Source organism: Aeromonas sp. R3-1, assembly GCF_040908345.1.
Classification (GTDB): Bacteria; Pseudomonadota; Gammaproteobacteria; order Enterobacterales; family Aeromonadaceae; genus Aeromonas; species Aeromonas veronii.
The window spans coordinates 1-21,077 of the sequence record NZ_JBFODN010000056.1 but is presented as its reverse complement, the minus strand read 5'-3'; the positions used below and the strand labels follow the sequence as shown (position 1 = coordinate 21,077).

The window sequence follows — 21,077 nt, the reverse complement described above, 5'->3', positions numbered from 1 at the left end:
GCCCAGCAGATGGAGAACACCCTATGAACCCGAGACGCAAAAAACGCCTCACCATCATTCTGGCCATTACCCTGGGTCTGGCGACCGTCAGCGGGCTGGTGCTCTACGCACTCAGTCAGAATATCGACCTCTTCTACACCCCGAGCGAGCTGGTGGAGGGGAAGGGGCCGGACAAGATCAAGCCGGAAGAGGGGCAGCGCCTGCGCATCGGTGGATTGGTCGTGCCGGGATCGGTACAGCGGGATCCCCAGAGCCTCAAGGTTGCCTTCAAGCTGGTGGATAACGGCGGTCATCTGGTGAAGGTCGAGTTTGACGGCATCCTGCCGGATCTGTTCCGTGAAGGGCAGGGGATTGTTGCCCAGGGCACCCTCAAGGATGCCACGACCGTAGAGGCGTTCGAGGTGCTGGCCAAGCACGATGAGAACTACATGCCGCCGGAAGTGGCCGATGCCACCAACGGCATGCACTTCAAGCCGGAGTATACCGAGGCGCAGTTGAAGGGAGCCAAGCAGTGATCCCTCTGGTGTTTGCCTTTTCCGCTTTGCCTGCCGTGCGTGGTGCGGCTGTTATCACCGTTCAATTGAAAGGAATGCCTTCATGATCCCGGAATTAGGTCAGTTTGCGCTGATCCTGGCCTTTGCCACCGCTCTGCTGCTGGGGAGCTATCCGCTGCTGGGCGCTAGTTGGGGGCGTCTTGGCATGATGTCGGCGGCCCGCCCGCTCGCCTATGCCCAGTTCTTGCTGCTGCTGCTGTCGTTTCTCTGCCTGACCTGGGCCTTTATCGATAACGACTTCACCGTGCAGTATGTGGCCACTAACTCCAATAGCCTGCTGCCGCTCGCCTATCGCATCTCGGCGGTGTGGGGCGCCCACGAAGGTTCCCTGCTGCTGTGGGTTCTGACCTTAGGGGGCTGGACTGCGGCGGTGGCCATGTTCAGTCGCCGTCTGCCGCTCGATGCTGTCGCGCGGGTACTCGGCGTGCTGGGGCTGATCTCGGTCGGCTTCTCTGCTTTCGTGCTGTTCACCTCCGATCCCTTCACCCGCACCTTGCCCTATTTCCCGGTAGATGGTCGTGACCTCAATCCGCTGCTGCAGGATCCGGGTCTTATCTTCCATCCGCCGATGCTCTACATGGGTTATGTGGGCTTCTCGGTGGCGTTTGCCTTTGCCATTGCTTCACTGATGACCGGTCGTCTCGATGCGACCTGGGCCCGCTGGTCGCGCCCCTGGACCATGGCGGCCTGGGTATTCCTGACCCTTGGCATAGTGCTCGGCTCCTGGTGGGCCTACTATGAGCTCGGTTGGGGCGGCTGGTGGTTCTGGGATCCGGTAGAAAACGCCTCGTTTATGCCTTGGCTCGCGGGTACCGCTCTGCTGCACTCGCTGGCGGTGAGCGAGAAGCGCGCGACCTTCAAGGCGTGGACCGTGCTGCTGGCCCTCTCTGCCTTCTCGCTGAGCCTGCTGGGTACCTTCCTGGTACGCTCCGGCGTGTTGGTGTCGGTGCATGCGTTTGCCTCCGATCCGACCCGCGGCCTGTTTATTCTCGGCTTCCTGCTGGCGGTGATCGGTTCATCCTTGCTGCTGTTTGCCTTTAAAGGCTCGCAGGTGAAGAGCCACGGCAAACACGAGCTGTGGAGCCGCGAGACCCTGCTGCTTTGCAACAACATCATGCTGGTGGCGGGTCTGCTGACCGTGCTGCTCGGTACCTTGCTGCCGCTGGTGCACAAGGAGCTGGGGCTGGGGAGCATCTCTATCGGTACTCCCTTCTTCAACCACATCTACAGCTGGCTGATCATCCCGTTTGCCCTGCTGCTGGGGGTTGGCCCGCTGTTTCGCTGGCGTCGTCAGGAGCTGGGGGAACTCAAAAGCAAGGTGGTTGTGGCACTGGTGCTGAGTCTGGCCGCAGCCTTGCTGTTGCCGCTGCTCTTTGCCGAAACCTTCAAGCCGTGGGCGGCGGTAGGGATTGGTCTGGGCGCCTGGATCATCGTCACCAGCGTGCAGGAGACCTGGGCGCGAGCGACCCACAAGCACAGCTTTGCAGTCGGTGTGCGCAAGCTTGGCAATAGCCACTGGGCCATGATCCTCGGCCATGTGGGGCTGGCAGTCAGCATCATAGGTATCGCCTGCACCCAGAACTACAGCATCGAAAAGGATCTGCGAATGCAGGCGGGTGATCGAGTGCACTTTGCCGATTACGAGTTCGTCTTTGCCGGGATCAAAGAGAAGAACGGCCCCAACTACGATGGCTTCAAGGGCGTGCTGGAAGTGCACAAGAATGGCAAGCAGGTCGCCCTGCTCAAGCCCGAGAAGCGGATGTACAAGGTGAGCCGGATGCCGATGACCGAAGCGGCCATCGATGCCGGTATCACCCGCGATCTCTATGCGGCGCTGGGGGAACAGCTCGACAACGGTGCTTGGGCGGTGCGGATCTACTACAAGCCGTTCGTGCGCTGGATCTGGTTCGGCGGCGTCTTTATGGCCATTGGTGGCGTGCTGGCGATGCTCGACAAGCGTTACCGTTTCGGCCGTCGTGAGGAGGAGGCCAAGGCATGAACAAAAAGACCTGGTTGTTTTTAATCCCCTTTATCGTCTTTTTGCTGGGGGCGGTGTTCCTGTTCAAAGGGCTCTACTCCGATCCCACCAAGCTTGAGTCCGTGATGGTGGGCAAAGAGGTGCCGGTGTTCACCCTGCAGGACATTTACGATCTGAACAAGCAGCACGATCGCAGTATCCTGACCGGTCGCCCCATGCTGCTCAACGTCTGGGCCACCTGGTGCCCGACCTGCTATGGCGAGCACACCTACCTCAAACAGCTGGCGGGGCAGGGTATTCCCATCATCGGCATGAACTACAAGGATGAGCGCGACAAGGCGATCAAATGGCTGGCGGAGCTGGGCAACCCCTATCAGGTCAACCTCTATGATCCGGACGGCATGCTGGGACTGGATCTCGGGGTATATGGCGCGCCGGAGACCTTCTTTATCGACAGCAAGGGGATCATCCGGTATCGCCACGTGGGGGATATCAACCCCGAGAACTGGGCGTCGACCCTCAAACTCATCTTTGATGCCATGAAGTGAGGGGAGTCTTGATGAGAGTATTTATTGCTTCCCTGCTGCTGTTGCTGGGATGGGTGGTGCAAGCGCCGGCCATGGCCGCTATCGATGTCTACACCTTCGACAACGACAATCAGGAGCAGGTCTTTCGCGAACTGACCAAGGAGCTGCGTTGCCCCAAGTGCCAGAACCAGGATATCGCCGACTCCAATGCTGGGCTGGCCAAGGACTTGCGCGACAAGACCTACCAGATGGTACGCGAGGGCAAGGATAAAGAGGAGATAGTGGATTACATGGTGGCCCGCTACGGCAACTTTATCCTCTATAACCCGCCCCTGATGGCCTCCACCCTGATCCTCTGGCTCGGTCCGCTGCTGGTGATCCTGATCGGTGGCGCCGTGGTCGTGATGCGCAGTCGCCGGTCCCCTGCGGTGAAAAAACAACTGGATAACGCCTTGAGCGAGGAGGAGCAGCGCCGACTGGCCGAGCTGCTCAAAGAGGAAGAGAAACAATGACCGCTTTTTGGATAGTGATTGCGGGCTTGCTGGTGCTGGTGAGTCTGGCGCTCGTCGTGCCGCTGTGGCGTGGTGAAGGCAAACAGAGCATCAGTCGCTCGGCGCTCAACAAACAGCTCTATCGCCAGCGGCTGCTGGAGATTGGTGAAGAGCGCGAGCAGGGTGTCCTGGCTGAGGAGTCCGACTCGCTGGTCGAGCTGCAACGAAGTCTCTTGGATGATATCCCTGATGTGGAGCAGACTGCCCGCAGTGGCAAGAGTCTGATCTGGATCCCGGGTGTGCTGGTGCTGTTGGTGGTGAGTCTGGGGCTCTACTACAAGTTGGGCTCCTGGCAAGAGGTGAGTCGCTGGCAAGATGCCAGCAGCCGTCTTGGCGAGCTGAGCAACCGCATTCTGGTGGAACGCGATGCCCAGGTGACCGAGCAGGATCTGCTGGATTTCACGCTGGCACTGCGTACCCGCCTCAAGGATGAACCGAATGACTACCGCGGCTGGCTGCTGCTGGGACGCTTGGCGCTGGATGGCAATGATCCCGAGATGGCCAGCGAGGCGCTGGAGCGGGCCTACACGCTGGCCCCCCAGAAATCGCTGGTGGCGGTGCCCTATGCGCAGGCGCTGATGATGACGGGGGATGAGGCGCAAGCGGATGCCCTGTTGCAGGCTGCTATCGCGCAGGATCCGGACAATATTGAAGCGCGTTCCGTCTATGCCTTTATGGCGCTGCAAAAAGAGGACTTCCAGACCGCGCTGGCTCGCTGGCAGGCGATGTTGCCACTGATGGAGAAAGGCACTCCCCGTTACGTGATGGTCGAGCGCTCCATGGAGTATGCCCGCGCGCAGCTCAAGCAGCGCGGCATCGAGGTGACGAATTCAGGCGCAGCCAAAGAGGGCGCAGTTGAGGGACAACCGCTGGCGGTGAAGGAGGGGGAGTTCCCCATCCACGTCACGTTGGCGGCGGGCATTCAGATGCCGGAAGATGCCCATCTCTTCGTCTTTGCCGTGGTGCCCAACGGGCCGCCCATGCCTATCGCCGTGAAGCGTATCGCAGGGCCAACCTTGCCTGTAACCCTGTCACTCGGGGATGGCGATGCCATGATGGAAGGCAGCAAACTGGCGGCCTATCCGGAACTGCAGTTCAAGGCACGTCTCTCGCGCGGTGGCAATGTGATGAACAAGGAAGGAGCCTTCGAAGGAGTATCCGTGCCGGTCAAGACGGCCGAGATCCCTGCTGCTCCGATTGACATCCGCATCGATCACGCCCTCTAATATGCCTTTGGATAACCCGGCCCCTGGATAGGGGCCGGGTTATCTATACTTCTGATAAATCAAAATAAAACGTCAGGACAATCATATGTATCTTCGTTCAGGGGCCATACTGGCAGCCCTCTTGCTGGCTGGCTGTGCCGGTGGCCCACCCAAGCCTGGCCCAGAGAGTCTGGATCTCAATCCCGGCATGAATAATCCGGGGGCCACCAGTACGGCGGCCGATCCGCGCGATCCCTTCCAGGGGGCCAACCGGGCCATGTGGGCGGTCAACTATGATGTGCTGGAGCCCTATGTGGCACGTCCTGTGGTACATGCCTATGCCCGCTACATTCCGGTCGGGGTGAAGGATGGCATTGCCAACTTTGTTGCCAACTTTGATGAGCCAAGCAGCATGGTGAACCATCTGATCACCGGCGATTTGAAGGGGGCGGGCACCAACCTGGGGCGCTTTACCCTCAACACCACGGTCGGTCTGTTGGGTATCTTCGATGTGGCCAAACATGCCGGCCTCGAGCGTAGCAAGCTGGAGATGGACACAGTGCTGGGCAGGGCCGATATCGGTAATGGTGCCTACATCATGGTGCCTGTCTACGGCCCGACTACCACCCGGGAGCTGGTTGGTGATGCGATTGACAGCTTCTACTTCCCCTATGCCCTGTTAACCTTCCCGATGAAGGTTGCACACTGGGCTCTGGATGGCTTGGGCACACGTGCCAAGCTGATCGATCAGGAGCGGATTATCGACAACTCCCTCGATCCTTATGCGCTGACCAAGGACTTCTACCTGCAATATAACCAGGGCAAGGTGACGGGCAAGCAGACCGAGCTGAAAGCGTCTCAGCAAGAGCAGGCTGACGATGCCAATCTGGATGAATACATGGACGAGCTGGACCAGTAAGCGGGTCATCTCGATATGTAAAAGGCGCCTGCGGGCGCCTTATTCATTTTCGCAGCCATATCGAGATAAAAAAACGCCCCGCAGTGCGGGGCGTTTTGGCAAGCGAGGCTGTTTAGGCAGCCAGATTCTTGGCCACGAATTCCCAGTTAACCAGAGCCCAGAAGGTTTCCATGTACTTCGGACGCAGGTTACGGAAGTCGATGTAGTAGGCGTGCTCCCACAGGTCAACGGTCAGCAGCGGGGTGGTACCGGCTTCAGTCAGCGGGCAGCCAGCGTTGGAGGTGTTGACGATAGCCAGAGAGCCGTCAGCTTTCTTCACCAGCCAAGTCCAGCTGGAACCGAAGTTGCCGATGGCTGATTTGGTGAAGGCATCTTTGAACTCGGCGAAGGAGCCGAATGCCTTGTTGATGGCATCAGCCAGGGCGCCAGTCGGCTCGCCACCACCATTCGGGGAGAGGCAGTGCCAGTAGAAGGTGTGGTTCCAGATCTGGGCGGCGTTGTTGAAGATGCCGCCGTTGGAGGTCTTGATGATCTCTTCCAGAGACTTGCCTTCAAACTCGGTACCCGGCACCAGATTGTTCAGGTTGACCACGTAGGTGTTGTGGTGCTTGCCGTGGTGATATTCCAGAGTTTCCTGGGAGATGTGCGGTTCCAGAGCGTTGATTGCATAGGGCAGAGCGGGAAGTTCGAATGCCATTTTCTACTCTCCATTGGCTGGACCGTGCGAAGGCGACGGTTGCAAGACATTGCGTACTCTTTTCTACATGTGAAAAGAGTTGTTTTTAAAATGATGGGGCTGAGTAGCCCAAAGCCAAGGGATTGTAGCAGTATCAAAGATGGCCTAACAACTCTTGATTGGCGCCATGATCGCGATCAATCCTGTGTGGGTTCTTTGCGCAATTAGAGCCGGGTCACCCCTTTGTCAGTTTGTGCTCGGGCAAGATTGCAGTAGAATGGCCGCCGAAATCGCTCTAGTGAGGCACCTATGGAAACTATTGAAAAGATTAAGCAGCAGCTGGCTGACAACCCCATCATCATCTACATGAAGGGCTCCCCCAAGCTACCCAGCTGTGGCTTCTCTGCCCAGGCCTCCCAGGCTCTGATGTCCTGCGGCGAGCCGTTTGCCTACGTTGATATCCTGCAGAATCCGGATATCCGCGCCGAATTGCCAAAATTCGCCAACTGGCCGACCTTCCCCCAACTGTGGGTTGAAGGTGAGCTGATCGGTGGCTGTGACATCATGATCGAGATGTTCCAGGCTGGCGAGTTGCAGGCTCTGATCAAAGAGACTGCTGCCAAGTACAAGAAAGATGATGCTGCAGCCGAGTAATCGGTTCTGTGTTGTCGAGAGGGAGCCTTATAGGCTCCCTTTTTTATTGTCCCAGTTCTGGCAGGCAAGCAACTGATTGTCGGTTGCAAAAAGCAACGCAATTGCCCTGAAAAATCTAATCTTTACAGCTTTGTTTTGGAGTTGTTAACTATATTCTTTGCCAATATATGATTACTTTTTTTAATCCATTTGGATTCAAGTGTTGCTGTCATCACATTTTTTGATAATTTCACCGTAACGCAGTCTCTTTGTAGATTTTTTTGTGTTTATGCTCACATTAATTGCAAGTGATAGAACCTAGTATCGCTTCGCCCTGTGAAATAAAACCCTACAAATTAATAAATAAAAAGAGATTTGCGATGAAGATGTATAGCAATCTGCCCATTGGTCTTCATGATATTACTGAAGCCAAAAAAAGACTGAACAATCATATATACAAGACCGCGCAACTACCCTCTAACTACATCAGCGAACGTTGCCATGGCGAGGTTTACCTCAAGCTTGAAAACATGCAACGTACAGGCTCTTTTAAAATTCGTGGTGCCTTCAACAAACTCAGTTCATTAAGTCTGGAAGACCGACAAAAAGGTGTTGTCGCCTGCTCGGCGGGCAATCATGCCCAAGGTGTATCACTCTCCAGTGCTATGCTGGGAATTGATGCCAAGGTGGTCATGCCTTGCTGTGCCCCCAAATCAAAAATTGCTGCAACCAGTGACTATTCAGCCAAAGTGATCCTCCATGGAAATAGCTTCAATGACACCATTGCCAAAGTCAGCGAAATCGTGGAGATGGAAGGCCGCGTATTTATCCCCCCTTTCGACGATGCAAAAGTGATTGCCGGCCAGGGCACCATTGGCCTGGAAATTATCGAAGATTTGTATGATGTCGATAACATCATAGTGCCGATCGGTGGCGGTGGTTTGATTGCCGGTGTTGCCATGGCTATCAAATCTATTAATCCGACCATCAAGGTGATTGGTGTGCAATCCGAGAATGTGCACGGTATGGCGGCCTCTTTCTATGCCGGTACCATGACCAATCACAGAACCAGCAGCACGCTGGCCGATGGCTGTGATGTGGCAAGACCCGGTTCACTGACCTTCGAAATCGTCAAACAATTGGTGGATGATATTGTACTGGTCACCGAGGATGATATTCGTCATAGCATGGTTGACCTTATTCAGCGCAACAAGGTGATTACCGAAGGGGCGGGAGCTCTGGCCTCGGCAGCGCTGCTCAGTGGCAAGCTGAAACATTATGTCGAAGGTAAAAAGACCGTCAGCATTATTTCGGGTGGCAATATTGATCTGACCCGGATCGCCGAAATTATCGAACAGAACAATATTCGTCAATTTAGCCTGTAAGGAATGCAGTCATGATATTAGACAGTGTTGTCACCGGCAGTAAAGAGAATACGCGTGCATGGCGTAAATCGGATACCACATGGGGATTAGGTCTGTTCGGTACTGCTATCGGGGCGGGGGTCTTGTTCTTTCCAATCCGGGCTGGATATGGTGGCCTGATCCCAATATTAATCATGTTGGTGCTGGCTTACCCCATTGCATTTTATTGCCACAGGGCGTTGGCCAGATTATGTCTTTCCGGCAGTAATCCTTCAGCCAATATCACCGAAACCGTCGAAGAGCATTTTGGCAAAATGGGTGGAGTGGTAATTACCTTCCTCTATTTCTTTGCCATCTGCCCACTGCTGTGGATATATGGTGTGACGATCACCAATACCTTTATGGCATTTTGGGAGCATCAACTACAGTTGGTTCCGCTTAATCGAGGTGTGGTTGCACTGGCATTGTTGATGTTGATGGCATTCGTGATCTACTTCGGTAAAGATCTGATGGTCAAGGTGATGAGCTATCTGGTCTTTCCCTTTATTGCCAGTCTGATCGTTATCTCTCTCTCCCTCGTCCCGTACTGGAACAGTGCCGTCTTTGATCAGGTCAATCTGAGCGAGATATCGATGTTTGGTCACGATGGTATTCTGGTTACCGTCTGGCTGGGGATCTCCATCATGGTCTTCTCCTTCAACTTCTCACCGATTGTCTCTTCTTTCATTGTCTCCAAACGGGAAGAGTATGAGCAGGAGTTCGGGCGTGATTTTACCGAGAAGCGCTGCTCGAAGATTATCTCCGGTGCCAGCATGCTGATGGTGGCCGTGGTGATGTTCTTTGCCTTCAGCTGCCTCTTTACCCTGTCACCGCAAAATATGGCGGAAGCCAAAGCCCAGAACATTCCGGTGCTCTCCTATCTGGCCAACCACTTCTCCTCAATGGCGGGCAGCAAGTCTGCGTTTGCCACCACCCTGGAGTATGCGGCGTCCATTATCGCGCTTGTTGCTATCTTCAAATCCTTCTTCGGTCACTATCTGGGGACGCTGGAAGGGTTGAACGGCCTTATCCTCCGCTTTGGCTATCAGGGCGACAAGAGCAAGGTTTCCAGTAAAAAACTCAACATGGTCAGTATGTTGTTCATCATGGGCTCCACCTGGCTGGTCGCTTATGTGAACCCCAACATCCTCGACCTGATTGAGGCAATGGGGGCGCCAATCATCGCCTCCCTGCTCTGTCTGCTGCCGATGTATGCGGTGAGCAAGACACCGGCACTTGCAAAATATAAAGGTCAGGCCAGCAACCTGTTTGTCACCATCATAGGTGTGCTGACCATCCTGAATATAGTTTCCAAGCTGTTCTGAAAACCTTTTCTGCAAGTCATCAACCATTCAGGCCCCCCTGGCGGGGTCTGGATGGCGCAGTCAGAAGTGCGTAATAACCTGTTCTTGGTTGGCCCAATTATGTGGGCCCAGGGCAAGGCTATCCGTGATTTGGCCACCACACTCAGTGGTAAATATGTTCTGACTGCAGTGACTCGACATCATAAATATCGAGGCGATGTAATGAAGTTTGATTCGTTGGTTCTGGTTATCAATTGCGGCTCTTCGTCGGTCAAATTCTCGGTACTGGACAGTAAAACCTGTGAGGTGGTGATATCCGGTATGGCGGATGGTATTGATACAGCCCATCCCCAATTGCAAGTGGGTAAAGAGCCCGCAATGTCATTACCTGAAAATAACCACACCTGTGCATTAGCTGCCATCGCGGCGGAATTGAAAAAACGGGATCTGCTGGATGCCATTGCACTGGTTGGTCATCGAATTGCTCATGGTGGTAGTGAATTTAGTGAAGCCGTGATCATTGATGAACATGTATTGGCCAAAATCAAGCAGGTGTCACCCTTGGCTCCCCTGCACAATCACGCCAATTTAAGCGGCGTGATGGCCGCCCGCCAGCTATTTCCCAACCAGCCCCAAATTGCGGTATTTGATACCGGCTTTCACCAGACCCTCAAGCCGGAAGCTTATATATATGGGCTGCCTTACCAATATTTGCAGGATTACGGCGTGCGCCGCTATGGCTTCCATGGCACCTCCCATCGCTATGTTGCCGAGCTGGCTTGCGTATTTATGGGGCTGGATGAGCAGCATGCCGGTCTGGTCATCGCCCATCTGGGCAATGGCGCCTCTATTTGCGCTGTACAGGATGGCAAGAGCGTCGATACCTCGATGGGGATGACGCCGCTGGAGGGGTTGATCATGGGCAGCCGAAGCGGCGATATCGATTTTGGCGCGCTGGCCTATATCGCCAGCAAGACCGGGCAATCCATCGAGGATATCGAGCGGGTATTGAACAAGCAGTCCGGCCTGCTGGGTATTTCGGGGCTCTCCTCCGATATGCGGGTATTGGAAGCTGCCTACCACGAAGGACATCCCGGGGCAAAATTGGCTATTCACGCTTTTGTCCATCGAATTGCCCGCCATATCGGTGGTCATGCCACCTCATTGCGCCGGCTGGATGCCGTTATTTTCACCGGCGGGATCGGCGAGAACTCGGCCTTTATCAGAAAGCTGGTATGCGAACGGCTTCAGGTATTTGGCGTAGCGATCAGCGAGCCGTTTAACCAGCGTCCCAATAGCGAGGGTTGTCGGGTTATTTCGGCGGCAGAGTCCATGGTGCTGGCGGCGGTTATTCCCACCAATGAAGAGAAAATGATCGCGCTGGATGCCATTCGTCTGGGGCAGCAGGTTCGTCAGGCCGAGTGCGTCTGACATCTTCCACTGTAGTGTCATGAGTAGTGAATGAGGTTTATTTGATGAAAGTTGATATGCAATTGGATCAGGATAAATTCCGTCAGGCATGGCAAGGTTTTGCCGGTGAAAACTGGAAGCACGAGATCAACGTCCGTGATTTTATCCAGCAGAACTACACCCCCTATGAAGGTGACGAACAGTTTTTAGCGGATGCCACAGAAGCGACCACCACTTTGTGGAACAAGGTGATGGAGGGGATCCGTATCGAGAACGCCACCCACGCACCGGTCGATTTTGATACCAATATTGCCACGACCATTACTGCCCACGGGCCGGGTTATATCGAGCAGGGGCTGGAAAAGATTGTTGGCCTGCAAACCGACAAGCCCCTTAAAAGAGCGCTGCATCCGTTTGGCGGCGTAAATATGATCCGCAGTTCTTTTGAAGCGTATGGCCGGGAGATGGATCCCGAATTTGAATATACCTTCAGCGAATTGCGCAAAACCCATAATCAGGGGGTGTTCGACGTCTACTCTCCCGAGATGTTGCGCTGCCGAAAATCAGGGATTTTGACCGGTTTGCCGGATGGTTACGGCCGTGGTCGCATTATCGGAGATTATCGTCGGGTCGCGCTTTATGGCATAGATTATTTAATCCGTGAGCGGGAGCTGCAGTTTGCAAATCTGCAACCGGCGCTCGAGCGGGGAGAGCAGCTGGAGCAGGTGATCCGCCAGCGCGAGGAGCTGGCCGAGCACAAGCGGGCACTGGTGCAGATCAAGCAGATGGCGGCCAGCTACGGCTTTGACATCTCAGGGCCAGCACGCACGGCGCAGCAGGCAGTCCAGTGGCTCTACTTTGCCTATCTGGCGGCGGTGAAGTCACAAAATGGCGGGGCCATGTCCCTCGGTCGTACCGCCACCTTCCTCGACATCTATATCGAGCGGGATCTGAAGGCGGGGCTTATCAGCGAGCAGGATGCCCAGGAGCTGGTCGATCACTTCATCATGAAGATCCGCATAGTGCGCTTCCTGCGCACCCCCGAGTTTGACTCCCTCTTCTCCGGCGATCCCATCTGGGCCACCGAGGTAATTGGTGGCATGGGGCTGGATGGTCGTACTCTGGTGACCAAGAACTCCTTCCGTTACCTCCACACCCTCAAGACTATGGGGCCAGCGCCCGAACCCAACCTCACCATCCTTTGGGCGGAAGGGCTGCCGCGGGCCTTCAAGACCTATGCTGCCCGCGTCTCCATCGATACCTCATCCCTGCAGTATGAGAACGATGATCTGATGCGCACCGACTTCGAGAGCGATGACTACGCCATCGCCTGCTGCGTGAGCCCTATGGTGATCGGCAAGCAGATGCAGTTCTTCGGGGCTCGCGCCAACCTGGCCAAAACCCTGCTCTATTGCATCAACGGTGGGGTGGACGAGAAGCTGAAGATCCAGGTCGGCCCGAAAGTGGCGCCCATCATGGACGAAGTGCTGGATTACGAGACCGTCATGGCCAGCCTCGACAGCTTTATGGATTGGCTGGCGGTGCAGTACATCAGCGCGCTCAACCTTATCCACTACATGCACGACAAGTACAGCTACGAGGCCTCGCTGATGGCGCTGCACGACCGCGACGTCTATCGCACCATGGCCTGCGGTATCGCCGGTCTATCGGTAGCGGTCGATTCGCTGGCAGCCATCAAGTACGCTCGGGTCAAGCCGGTGCGCGATGCCGACGGGTTGGCGGTCGATTTCGTTATTGAGGGGGAGTATCCCCAGTACGGCAACAACGACGAGCGGGCTGACTCCATCGCCTGCGATCTGGTCGAGCGCTTCATGAAGAAGATCCAGGCGCTGCCGACCTACCGCAATGCGGTGCCGACCCAGTCGATCCTGACCATCACCTCCAACGTGGTCTATGGCCAGAAGACCGGCAACACCCCGGATGGCCGCCGCGCCGGTGCGCCGTTTGCGCCGGGAGCCAACCCGATGCACGGTCGGGATCGCAAGGGGGCGGTCGCTTCGCTGGCCTCGGTGGCCAAGCTGCCGTTCAAATATGCCAAGGACGGGATCTCCTACACCTTCTCCATCGTGCCGGGGGCGCTCGGCAAGGAGCCGGCCAATCGCGAGAGCAATCTGGTGGGGCTGATGGATGGCTACTTCCATCATGAGCGGGATGTGGAAGGGGGTCAGCACCTCAACGTCAACGTGATGAATCGCGAGATGCTGCTGGATGCCATCGACAATCCGGACAAGTACCCCAGCCTGACCATCCGGGTCTCCGGTTATGCGGTGCGCTTCAACGCCTTGACCCGCGAGCAGCAGCAGGACGTCATCTCCAGAACCTTCACCAACATGATGTAACTCTCATGCCCGGAGTGAGCAGGTTTGTTCCGGGCCTACTTTTTGTTTGTCAGCACGAGGAAGTACCAGATGCGACAGGTTATCACTACCAAGGCGGCGCCGAGCGCCATCGGCCCCTATGTGCAGGCCACCCGGATTGGCAACATCCTATACACCTCCGGTCAGATCCCGCTGGACCCGGTGAGCGGCGACGTTGCGGAGGGGATCGAAGCGCAGACCCTGCGCTCCCTGCAAAACGTACAGGCGATTGTCGAGGCGGCAGGCGGCGAGGTGCGCAACATCTTCAAGACCACGGTGTTTGTCTCGGATCTGAACGACTTTGCTGCGGTGAATCAGGTCTACAACGACTTCTTCACCGAGCACGATGCCATGTATCCGGCGCGCTCTTGCGTGGAAGTGGCCCGCTTGCCGAAGGATGTGAAGATCGAGATAGAGGCGATTGCTGCGCTGGAGTCTTGACGCGGCGATCCTTATCAATAAAAAGAGCGGCAGCCCGAGGGCTGCTGCTCTTTTTTCATCGAACCCGCCGTGCGCGATAAGGGCGCAAGGAGCAGGTCATTCTGGATCAGGCGATCCGTTCGATACGGGCCATGTAGAAACCGTCGAAGCCGGTCTCGGACGGGCTCACAGTGTGATCGTCACGCAGACGGAAGTTTTCGTTGGCGGCGAGGAACTTGTCCACCTGCTGGCGGTTCTCCTCGGGCAGGATGGAGCAGGTAGCGTAAACCAGCATGCCGCCCACTTTCACCATCTGGCTGTAGCGCTGCAGGATCTCTTCCTGCAGCGCGACCAGCACCGGCAGACGCTCGGCGGTATCGCGCCACTTGGCATCCGGATTGCGCTTGAGTACGCCAAGACCGGAGCAGGGCACGTCCAGCAGTACACGGTCGGCGCTCTCTTTGAGGCGCTTGACGGTCTTGCTGCTGGTGATGACCCGGGTCTCCACGTTGTGGGCACCGGCGCGACGAGCGCGTTGCTTGAGGTTCTCCAGCTTCCACTCTTCCACATCCATTGCCAGCAGGCGGCCTTTGCCCTGCATCATGGCGGCGATATGCAGGGTCTTGCCACCGGCACCGGCGCAGGCGTCGATAACGCGCATGCCTGGGGCAACTTCCAGCGCAGCAGCAACCAGCTGGGAGCCAGCGTCCTGCTGTTCGAAGCAACCATCGGCAAAGGCCTTGGTACGGAACAGGGCTGCGTCGGAGGTGACCTGCAGGGCAGTCTCCACACCTTCAACCGGAATGGTGGTGACCTGCTCTTTGGCCAGCATGGCTTGCAGCTCATCACGGGTGCACTTGAGGGTGTTGACCCGCAGGTAACGCTTGGGCATCCAGGCCAGGGCGGCACGCTCGGCAGGCCAGGCTTCACCCAACTGCTCGCTACCCAGTTTCTCCAGCCAGCTCGGGCAACCATCCATCAATACCGGGTTCTTCTTCGCCTCGGTCAGACGGCGGCGGAACGCCTCTTCATTGAAGCGATCCAGGGTCGGGTGGTTGGGCTGGGCAATTTTGTGGAAGGCGTGCCAGCTGTGCAGCAGTGGCCAGACATTCTTTTCGGCCTGACGCACCTGAATACCGGTGAGGAAACAATAGAGGCTGAGACGGCGCAGTAGGTCGCCGGTGACCAGGGCAATCCTTGCCTGTTCTTGCGGTTTGAGTTCGATGCCGGAGAAGTGACGGGCATAAGCGCGGTCGAGGGTAAGACCCTGACCGAGCACATCGTCAACAATAGCAACGACCAGATCCCCGAAACGGGGCAACAGTGGGGATTTGAGCATGAGATTAACCTTGGCCAGATAAAGATGAACCATCCGAGTAGTTGTGGATGATTCTAAAACAGATAAACCGGCGCAATGATAGGTGTAAGGGTCATGCGGTGCAAGGTAGATATATAAAGTGTGGTCGAGTGTGATTCCCTTTTTGACTGTGACTACGTCTGAAAATTGGCAAGAGCAACTGCCGAAGTGTTATCTGTTCTGCGGTGGAGTGCTCGGCTGTGTTATGGCTTGTCACTGACAGATGAGCGGAGCACAATGCCTGCGTCACTCTCTTGATGGTCGTGGAACCATTATTTATTTGAAGGAAAATCAAGATGATGGATGTTGCTGATCTGCGCCGTGAATACTCCCGTGGCGGGTTGCACCGGGCCGATCTGCCGGCCGAGCCGCTGGCGCTGTTCGAGAAGTGGTTGGCGCAGGCCTGTGAGGCCAAACTGACCGATCCCACCGCCATGGTGGTGGCGACCGTCGATGCCGATGGTCAGCCCTGGCAGCGCACCGTGCTGCTCAAGCACTACGACGCCCAGGGGATGGTTTTTTACACCAACATGGGCAGCCGCAAGGCGCAGCAGCTGGAAGGCAATCCACGTATCAGCCTGCTCTTTCCCTGGCACACGCTGGACAGACAGGTTCATGTGACCGGTCGGGTGGAGAAGATGAGCACTTTCGAGGTGATGAAGTATTTCCACAGCCGTCCCAAGGATAGCCAGATCGCTGCTTGGGTCTCCAAACAGTCGACCCGCATCTCGGCCCGCGGCGTGCTGGAGGCCAAGTTCCTCGAGCTCAAGCAGAAGTTTGCCAATGGCGAAGTGCCGCTGCCGAGCTTCTGGGGCGGATTCCGGGTGGTGATCGAGACGGTGGAGTTCTGGCAGGGGGGCGAGCACCGGCTGCACGACCGCTTCTACTACACCCGCGATGGGGATGGCTGGCATATCGAGCGTCTGGCCCCCTGATCGCGCTGTTCAAATCTGTTTTCACAAGGAGTGTGTATGCGTCTGTATGGTGATCTGCGTTCCGGCAACTGTTACAAGGTGTGGCTGCTGGCCCGCTGGCTGGAGTTGCCCCTTGAGTGGGTAGCGGTAGATATTCAGGCGGGGGATACCCGTACCCCCGCATTTTTGGCCATGAACCCCAACGGCAAGATCCCGGTGCTGGAAATTGGCCAGGGCGATACGCTGGCGGAATCCAATGCCATCCTTTTCTTTCTGGCGCAAGGTAGCACCTTGTGGCCAACCGATCCGCGCCAGCAGGCCGAGGTGCTCAAATGGATGTTCTTTGAGCAGTACAGCCATGAGCCCTACATCGCGGTGGCCCGCTTTATCGTTCACTATCTCGGCCGCCCCGAGTCCCAGGAGGCGCGGCTCGACGGGCTGAAAGCCGGTGGCGAGAAGGCGCTGGCGGTAATGGAGCAGCAGCTGAAACAGAGCCCCTACCTGTGCGGTGATGCGCCGACCATCGCCGATATCGCCCTTTATGCCTACACCCACGTGGCAGAGGAGGGGATCTTCTCCCTGCAGGGGTGGCCCGCTATCCGTAGCTGGATCGCCCGTATCGAAGCCCATCCCCGTCACCTGACGCTGCCAGTGGCCTGTCAGGCCAGCTGATGGAACTGCTGATCGAGGCCAGTCTGTGGCAACCGCAGTGGGCTGCGCTGTTGCTGCACTGGCAGCAGCAAGGTCATCGCTGGCAGCTGCTACTGGGCAAAGAGGCGGCGGCCGTCCTCGATCAAACCGATGCTCCCTGGGCGAGCAGTCCTCCTGACGGGGTGCTCTGCCCGGGTGCCCTGCTGGCTGCCTGGCTCGATGGGGATCTGCTGGCGGATTTTCATGTTGATCCCAGCCGCCAGATCCTGATCAGTGCCTCTACCTCCCTATTGACCCTCGCCAGGGAGCAGGGACTGCTCACCCTTGGCCCTGTGGGGGCCGATCTGCCGCTCACCCCCGAGGCCGATTTGGGCGCCGTGCTTAATCGCCTGCTGGCGCGCCGCGTGACGGTGCCGACCCTGGTTGAGGGGCATTCGCTATCAGGTGTCGTATTGCGACAACTGCAGGCCGACGATGAGCGCGAGATAGTGCGCTACTGCAGCGACGAGGCGCTGGCGCGCTACACCCTCAATATTCCTCACCCCTATCCGCCGGAGGGGGCCCGCGACTGGCTGGCGCTCAGCTGGCACAAGGCGGCGCTTGGCCTTGGCTGGAGCTGGGCCATCACCTTGCCAGAGGAGCAAGGTGCGGCGTTGCTTGGGGTGATCTCCCTGCACTGGAATGGCGAGCTCGCCTGGTGGGTGGGCGTGCCCTGGCAAAATCGCGGTCTGGCGACTCGGGCCGCTGGCTTGGTCAAGGGGTTCGCCTTTGACCAACTGCAACTGCCTGCGCTGACGGCTCGCCATATGCCAGACAATTTAGCCTCCGGCCGGGTGATGGCAAAAGTGGGGATGCACTATCGCGGGCGGCGCCATATCAGTGGTCGCCAGCCGTGCGAGGTGAGTTACTGGCGGCTGGATCGCGCACCCTCCTTACCCAATCCCTTGGCCGGGGAGATTGCCTGCTGGCTTGCTGATGAGCGGATCGCTGTGGTGATCCTGTGGGATCCTGTAACGTTGGATCGGCAGAGCGCCAACAGCAAGCTGGCTATCTCGCTCTTTGTGGATGAGAGGGGGGCGGGGGAGAAGCCCTGTTTTCTGCGCTGCCCACCGCATCTTGAGCGGTTGCTGGCGCTGCACTGTTATCCCGTCGATCTGCTGGAGCAGGCCGAACCGGAGCAGTTGTCCCATCTTGGCGGTGTCTTGCTGAAAGACAGGGATGAACAGGGGCTGGCGTGGTTGCTGCAACTGGCCGCGCTGCAGCGGCAGGGGCCCGATTTGCTCAGCCGCGAGGAGCGTGCATCACGGCTCCACTGGTTCAACCAATTGATGGCGCAGGCGCTGGGCGATCAGAGTGACTCTTCGCAGATACGCTATCAGCAGTTACGGCTGCTGGTGGAGCTGCCGGAGCTGGTCGATGAGCTGGATGGCTGTTGGCATCAAACGCCCGAACTGACCTTTGATCGGTTGGCGCGGGAGGCTCCTGCCCTCTGGTTTGCCTACCGTGAGGCGATGAACAGGGTCACCCCGGCTACGCTAACCGCCTTGCAGCAGCAGTTTGCCGCTCGTTTTCCTGAGTGCACCCTCCCATTTTTGGACAAAGGTACTCAGAATGACCAGCCGTTGTGTGGAATAATGCCCGCTCTGCTGTACGAGGAGTAATACCTGATGTTGAGAACCGAGCGCCCCGGTGACATGCTGCCGGTCTATGAGCTGCTGAGTGCCGCCTTCGGTCGTTCCGATGAGGCCGAACTGGTCAACCGCCTGCGCGAATGTGGTGCTGCCGTAGTGACCATGGTCGAAGAGGAAGAGTACGAGTTCATGGGGCACCTGATGCTAAGCCCGATCACCATTAACGGCATGGAAGGGCCCTGGCTCGGTCTGGCGCCGGTCGCGGTTCATCCCGACTGGCAAGGTCAGGGTATTGGCTCTGATCTCATCCGTGAAGGGCTTGATACGGCGCTCGAGATGGACTGGAAAGGAGTGGTGGTACTCGGGGATCCGGCCTATTACAGCCGTTTCGGTTTCCGCCCGGCCAGCGAGTTTGGCCTGCACTGCATCTATGAGGTGCCTGCCGACTGCTTTATGGCGATGGAGCTACAGGAGCGCGGTTTTGCGGGTGTGCAGGGTGAGGTGCTCTATCACCCCCTGTTTGATGAACTTCCCGACGAGCTGCCGGACGCGCAGGCAGAAGTGTCCCATTTATAGCGAGACGTCGCAGCGACAAGCTATAACGAAAAAGCCCTCATCGAGGGCTTTTTCATCTTGTATTGGTCCCTGCCGGGCTTATTCGAGCAAATTGGCTCAGGCAATGATATCGAGCTGGGTACCCTTGCGATTATCTTCACCCACCATGTCACCCATCTGCTGGGCGAGCGGGCTCTGCTGGAATTGCATGTAGTCGCTCAGATTCTGCTGGCGCTGGTAGCGATTCGCAGCCTGATACATATCAGCCGTGCTCGGGCCCGACTTGCTGTCGCTCTCCTGACCGCTGGCCTCCAGGTAGCGCTCCACCACGGCTTTATCTTGCTGGTTCGCCGTATAAGAGACCGCCAGGGTTCTGCGAGCCGTTGCTTTCTCTTCGCTCTGTGCCTGCAATTCATCCTTCTTGGTCAGTGCTTCGTTACGGGCCTGACTGACCTGCTCGGGTGTGACAGCGGGAGAGGAGGGGTATTTGCCGTAATCGGGCAGCGGCATGGGCCGGGAGGTGATTTGCATGGTGGCGCTTCTCTTGTGAACAGGGACGGACGCATGATACCCATCCATGTTAGCTCAATAAATGACCACATGTCGGTTCATCAAGAGTAGGTTCAGCTTCGCGCATCGATTGTTAATTGAACCGCCTCTGAGTGACAAAAAAGGCGCCATAAGGCGCCTTTTTATCCTTCAGTTGCCGCCGGATCAGTTGAAGAACCAGTAACCGCGGTTGACCAGACGGGTCAGCAGTTGCAGGAAACCGGCCTGATCGGCCAACTCCACCATGTCGGCCTGAGTGATGATGTCCTTGTCACACAAGAGCGAAATGGCTGCCGCGTCTTCGCTCTGCAGCGTCCAGGCTTCGCCGTCGATGAAGCACTGCTGGCTCTCACCACTAAACCAGACTGTGCGCAGACCCGGCACCTTGATGGCAGGCTCGCCCTGGGTCAGCAGGTCGGCTACCTCCTCGGCGCTGTAGTCCGGCTCGACCGGATTGACGTCGAGATCGTGCTTGGCCTCGGAGATCATGGTGCCGAACCACTCCTTGAACAGGGTCTCGTCATCGAGGGCCTGCTGCATCAGCTCGCGCAGACGGTGCAGCTCGTGGGGCTGGATCTCGCCGTGACGGGCACGGGGCTTGAGATCGGCATCGCCGTAACGCTCGGTACGCACCTCGTTGTCGATCAGATGATCGGCAAAGGAGGAGATAAGCGCCTTGGCATCCGGTGCGCGGAAACCCACCGAGAAGTTCATGGAGGGCTCGATGGCGTAGCCTTCGTGGGGGAATCCGGGCGGAATGTAGAGGATGTCGCCCGGCTCCATGATGACGTCGATGATCGCCTCGAACGGCTCGCAGTGCAGCAGGGCGGCGTGGGCGGCAAACTCGTTGAGCGGCTTGGCATCGCCGACTCGCCAGTGGCGTTTGCCCAGACCCTGGGTGATAAACACATCGTAATTGTCGATGTGGGGGCCGACACCCGCATGGGGGGTGGAGAAGCTCACCATCACATCGTCAAAGCGCCAGCCCGGGATGAATTGGAACGGCACGGCCAGCTCGTTCACCTCGGGAGCCCAGTGGTTGCAAGCCTGTACCAGAATGGTCCAGTTCTCTTCGCCCAGATGGTCGTAGGATTCGAAGGGACCGTGGGCGGCATCCCACTTGCCGTCGAAACGAGTGACGAGGCGGGACTCTACCACCTCTTCCATGGCCAGACCGGCCAGCTCGTCCGGGCTGATGGGATCCTGAAAGTCCTTGAAGCCGCCCTTGATAAGGAGTGGGCGCTTCTGCCAGTAGTGCTCAAGGAAGTGAGCGATATCCAGATTGAGTTCGTACATAGATCTTCTCGTCAAAGGGTTCGACAAAGGTCAGGAGAGGTCTTGCCAGAGGCGGCTGCCGGCCTCGGGCAAGCCCGCTTGCAAACCGTATATAGGGTGCCACATAAAATAACCGGGGCCCTGTTGCAGATCATGCACAGGGCCCCGGTGGTGTCATTTATCCGCT

At 57.3% G+C, this 21,077-nt stretch carries 20 protein-coding genes; 16 read left to right on the top strand and 4 right to left on the bottom strand.

The window, feature by feature from the left end; translation table 11 throughout:
• The first annotated feature begins 23 nt into the window (after positions 1-23).
• The 6 genes from ccmE (at position 24) to AB5Y85_RS03235 (ending at position 5,734) form a co-directional block, all read left to right on the top strand.
• Positions 24-515 carry a cytochrome c maturation protein CcmE gene (gene ccmE / locus AB5Y85_RS03260; protein WP_005334685.1) on the top strand — a complete coding sequence of 164 codons (492 nt, stop codon included), beginning with the start codon at positions 24-26 and terminating at the stop codon, positions 513-515.
• 82 nt (positions 516-597) lie between these two features.
• On the top strand, positions 598-2,553 hold the full coding sequence (locus tag AB5Y85_RS03255; protein ID WP_257687275.1) for a heme lyase CcmF/NrfE family subunit: 1,956 nt from the start codon (positions 598-600) through the stop codon (positions 2,551-2,553).
• Positions 2,550-3,080: a DsbE family thiol:disulfide interchange protein gene (locus tag AB5Y85_RS03250; protein ID WP_257687276.1), complete on the top strand. Its 531-nt coding sequence runs from the start codon at positions 2,550-2,552 to the stop codon at positions 3,078-3,080. The genes AB5Y85_RS03255 and AB5Y85_RS03250 overlap by 4 nt, the downstream gene beginning before the upstream one ends.
• 11 nt (positions 3,081-3,091) lie before the next feature.
• Positions 3,092-3,571, top strand: coding sequence for a cytochrome c-type biogenesis protein (locus AB5Y85_RS03245; RefSeq protein ID WP_019444734.1), 480 nt, complete (start codon positions 3,092-3,094; stop codon positions 3,569-3,571).
• Positions 3,568-4,836, top strand: coding sequence for a c-type cytochrome biogenesis protein CcmI (ccmI, locus tag AB5Y85_RS03240; protein ID WP_257687277.1), 1,269 nt, complete (start codon positions 3,568-3,570; stop codon positions 4,834-4,836). The genes AB5Y85_RS03245 and ccmI overlap by 4 nt, the downstream gene beginning before the upstream one ends.
• A gap of 85 nt (positions 4,837-4,921) precedes the next feature.
• A complete protein-coding gene (locus AB5Y85_RS03235) occupies positions 4,922-5,734 on the top strand; it encodes a VacJ family lipoprotein (protein ID WP_257687278.1) in 813 nt (270 codons plus the stop codon).
• Positions 5,735-5,846: 112 nt separating this feature from the next.
• Here AB5Y85_RS03235 and sodB read toward each other — a convergent pair whose 3' ends face one another.
• On the bottom strand, positions 5,847-6,431 hold the full coding sequence (gene sodB / locus AB5Y85_RS03230; RefSeq protein WP_005334664.1) for a superoxide dismutase [Fe]: 585 nt from the start codon (positions 6,429-6,431) through the stop codon (positions 5,847-5,849).
• Between the two features lie 288 nt (positions 6,432-6,719).
• On the opposite strand from sodB, the gene AB5Y85_RS03225 reads away from it, so the two are divergent.
• The 6 genes from AB5Y85_RS03225 (at position 6,720) to AB5Y85_RS03200 (ending at position 13,979) form a co-directional block, all read left to right on the top strand.
• A complete protein-coding gene (locus tag AB5Y85_RS03225; protein WP_005353650.1) occupies positions 6,720-7,064 on the top strand; it encodes a Grx4 family monothiol glutaredoxin in 345 nt (114 codons plus the stop codon).
• Between the two features lie 359 nt (positions 7,065-7,423).
• Positions 7,424-8,428, top strand: coding sequence for a bifunctional threonine ammonia-lyase/L-serine ammonia-lyase TdcB (tdcB, locus tag AB5Y85_RS03220; RefSeq protein WP_042082470.1), 1,005 nt, complete (start codon positions 7,424-7,426; stop codon positions 8,426-8,428).
• An 11-nt stretch (positions 8,429-8,439) separates the two neighbouring features.
• Positions 8,440-9,771: a threonine/serine transporter TdcC gene (gene tdcC / locus AB5Y85_RS03215; protein ID WP_157161174.1), complete on the top strand. Its 1,332-nt coding sequence runs from the start codon at positions 8,440-8,442 to the stop codon at positions 9,769-9,771.
• Positions 9,772-9,822: 51 nt separating this feature from the next.
• Positions 9,823-11,181 (top strand): propionate kinase, encoded by a 1,359-nt coding sequence (gene tdcD / locus AB5Y85_RS03210; RefSeq protein WP_307772285.1) that lies wholly within the window; start codon positions 9,823-9,825, stop codon positions 11,179-11,181.
• A gap of 44 nt (positions 11,182-11,225) precedes the next feature.
• Complete coding sequence (pflB, locus tag AB5Y85_RS03205; protein ID WP_257687279.1) at positions 11,226-13,520, top strand: formate C-acetyltransferase; 2,295 nt, start codon at positions 11,226-11,228, stop codon at positions 13,518-13,520.
• A gap of 69 nt (positions 13,521-13,589) precedes the next feature.
• On the top strand, positions 13,590-13,979 hold the full coding sequence (locus tag AB5Y85_RS03200) for a RidA family protein (RefSeq protein ID WP_113740762.1): 390 nt from the start codon (positions 13,590-13,592) through the stop codon (positions 13,977-13,979).
• Between the two features lie 106 nt (positions 13,980-14,085).
• Here AB5Y85_RS03200 and AB5Y85_RS03195 read toward each other — a convergent pair whose 3' ends face one another.
• On the bottom strand, positions 14,086-15,297 hold the full coding sequence (locus AB5Y85_RS03195) for an RsmB/NOP family class I SAM-dependent RNA methyltransferase (RefSeq protein WP_128816158.1): 1,212 nt from the start codon (positions 15,295-15,297) through the stop codon (positions 14,086-14,088).
• A gap of 314 nt (positions 15,298-15,611) precedes the next feature.
• Here AB5Y85_RS03195 and pdxH point away from each other — a divergent pair, with 314 nt between their 5' ends.
• The 4 genes from pdxH to AB5Y85_RS03175 are packed head-to-tail and all read left to right on the top strand — an operon-like array spanning position 15,612 to position 19,087.
• The gene (gene pdxH, locus AB5Y85_RS03190) at positions 15,612-16,250 is read left to right on the top strand and encodes a pyridoxamine 5'-phosphate oxidase (RefSeq protein WP_005353629.1); all 639 of its coding nucleotides are present in this window, start codon (positions 15,612-15,614) and stop codon (positions 16,248-16,250) included.
• 36 nt (positions 16,251-16,286) lie between these two features.
• The gene (locus AB5Y85_RS03185; protein ID WP_257687280.1) at positions 16,287-16,901 is read left to right on the top strand and encodes a glutathione S-transferase family protein; all 615 of its coding nucleotides are present in this window, start codon (positions 16,287-16,289) and stop codon (positions 16,899-16,901) included.
• On the top strand, positions 16,901-18,541 hold the full coding sequence (locus AB5Y85_RS03180) for a GNAT family N-acetyltransferase (RefSeq protein WP_257687281.1): 1,641 nt from the start codon (positions 16,901-16,903) through the stop codon (positions 18,539-18,541). The genes AB5Y85_RS03185 and AB5Y85_RS03180 overlap by 1 nt, the downstream gene beginning before the upstream one ends.
• Before the next feature lie 6 nt (positions 18,542-18,547).
• On the top strand, positions 18,548-19,087 hold the full coding sequence (locus AB5Y85_RS03175; protein ID WP_005344037.1) for a GNAT family N-acetyltransferase: 540 nt from the start codon (positions 18,548-18,550) through the stop codon (positions 19,085-19,087).
• Between the two features lie 96 nt (positions 19,088-19,183).
• Here the strand turns inward: AB5Y85_RS03175 and AB5Y85_RS03170 are convergent, their stop codons facing one another.
• Positions 19,184-19,597, bottom strand: a complete 414-nt coding sequence (locus AB5Y85_RS03170) for a hypothetical protein (RefSeq protein ID WP_021229911.1) — start codon at positions 19,595-19,597, stop codon at positions 19,184-19,186.
• A 183-nt stretch (positions 19,598-19,780) separates the two neighbouring features.
• On the bottom strand, positions 19,781-20,911 hold the full coding sequence (locus tag AB5Y85_RS03165) for a cupin domain-containing protein (RefSeq protein ID WP_005353621.1): 1,131 nt from the start codon (positions 20,909-20,911) through the stop codon (positions 19,781-19,783).
• Positions 20,912-21,077: the final 166 nt, after the last annotated feature.

Excerpts from the sequence above, each read along its gene's own strand:
- ccmE (WP_005334685.1), top strand. The coding sequence starts at position 24 with ATGAACCCGAGACGCAAAAAACGCCTCACCATCATTCTGGCCATTACC.
- AB5Y85_RS03255 (WP_257687275.1), top strand. The coding sequence starts at position 598 with ATGATCCCGGAATTAGGTCAGTTTGCGCTGATCCTGGCCTTTGCCACC.
- AB5Y85_RS03250 (WP_257687276.1), top strand. The coding sequence starts at position 2,550 with ATGAACAAAAAGACCTGGTTGTTTTTAATCCCCTTTATCGTCTTTTTG.
- AB5Y85_RS03245 (WP_019444734.1), top strand. The coding sequence starts at position 3,092 with ATGAGAGTATTTATTGCTTCCCTGCTGCTGTTGCTGGGATGGGTGGTG.
- ccmI (WP_257687277.1), top strand. The coding sequence starts at position 3,568 with ATGACCGCTTTTTGGATAGTGATTGCGGGCTTGCTGGTGCTGGTGAGT.
- AB5Y85_RS03235 (WP_257687278.1), top strand. The coding sequence starts at position 4,922 with ATGTATCTTCGTTCAGGGGCCATACTGGCAGCCCTCTTGCTGGCTGGC.
- sodB (WP_005334664.1), bottom strand. The coding sequence starts at position 6,431 with ATGGCATTCGAACTTCCCGCTCTGCCCTATGCAATCAACGCTCTGGAA.
- AB5Y85_RS03225 (WP_005353650.1), top strand. The coding sequence starts at position 6,720 with ATGGAAACTATTGAAAAGATTAAGCAGCAGCTGGCTGACAACCCCATC.
- tdcB (WP_042082470.1), top strand. The coding sequence starts at position 7,424 with ATGAAGATGTATAGCAATCTGCCCATTGGTCTTCATGATATTACTGAA.
- tdcC (WP_157161174.1), top strand. The coding sequence starts at position 8,440 with ATGATATTAGACAGTGTTGTCACCGGCAGTAAAGAGAATACGCGTGCA.
- tdcD (WP_307772285.1), top strand. The coding sequence starts at position 9,823 with ATGGCGCAGTCAGAAGTGCGTAATAACCTGTTCTTGGTTGGCCCAATT.
- pflB (WP_257687279.1), top strand. The coding sequence starts at position 11,226 with ATGAAAGTTGATATGCAATTGGATCAGGATAAATTCCGTCAGGCATGG.
- AB5Y85_RS03200 (WP_113740762.1), top strand. The coding sequence starts at position 13,590 with ATGCGACAGGTTATCACTACCAAGGCGGCGCCGAGCGCCATCGGCCCC.
- AB5Y85_RS03195 (WP_128816158.1), bottom strand. The coding sequence starts at position 15,297 with ATGCTCAAATCCCCACTGTTGCCCCGTTTCGGGGATCTGGTCGTTGCT.
- pdxH (WP_005353629.1), top strand. The coding sequence starts at position 15,612 with ATGATGGATGTTGCTGATCTGCGCCGTGAATACTCCCGTGGCGGGTTG.
- AB5Y85_RS03185 (WP_257687280.1), top strand. The coding sequence starts at position 16,287 with ATGCGTCTGTATGGTGATCTGCGTTCCGGCAACTGTTACAAGGTGTGG.
- AB5Y85_RS03180 (WP_257687281.1), top strand. The coding sequence starts at position 16,901 with ATGGAACTGCTGATCGAGGCCAGTCTGTGGCAACCGCAGTGGGCTGCG.
- AB5Y85_RS03175 (WP_005344037.1), top strand. The coding sequence starts at position 18,548 with ATGTTGAGAACCGAGCGCCCCGGTGACATGCTGCCGGTCTATGAGCTG.
- AB5Y85_RS03170 (WP_021229911.1), bottom strand. The coding sequence starts at position 19,597 with ATGCAAATCACCTCCCGGCCCATGCCGCTGCCCGATTACGGCAAATAC.
- AB5Y85_RS03165 (WP_005353621.1), bottom strand. The coding sequence starts at position 20,911 with ATGTACGAACTCAATCTGGATATCGCTCACTTCCTTGAGCACTACTGG.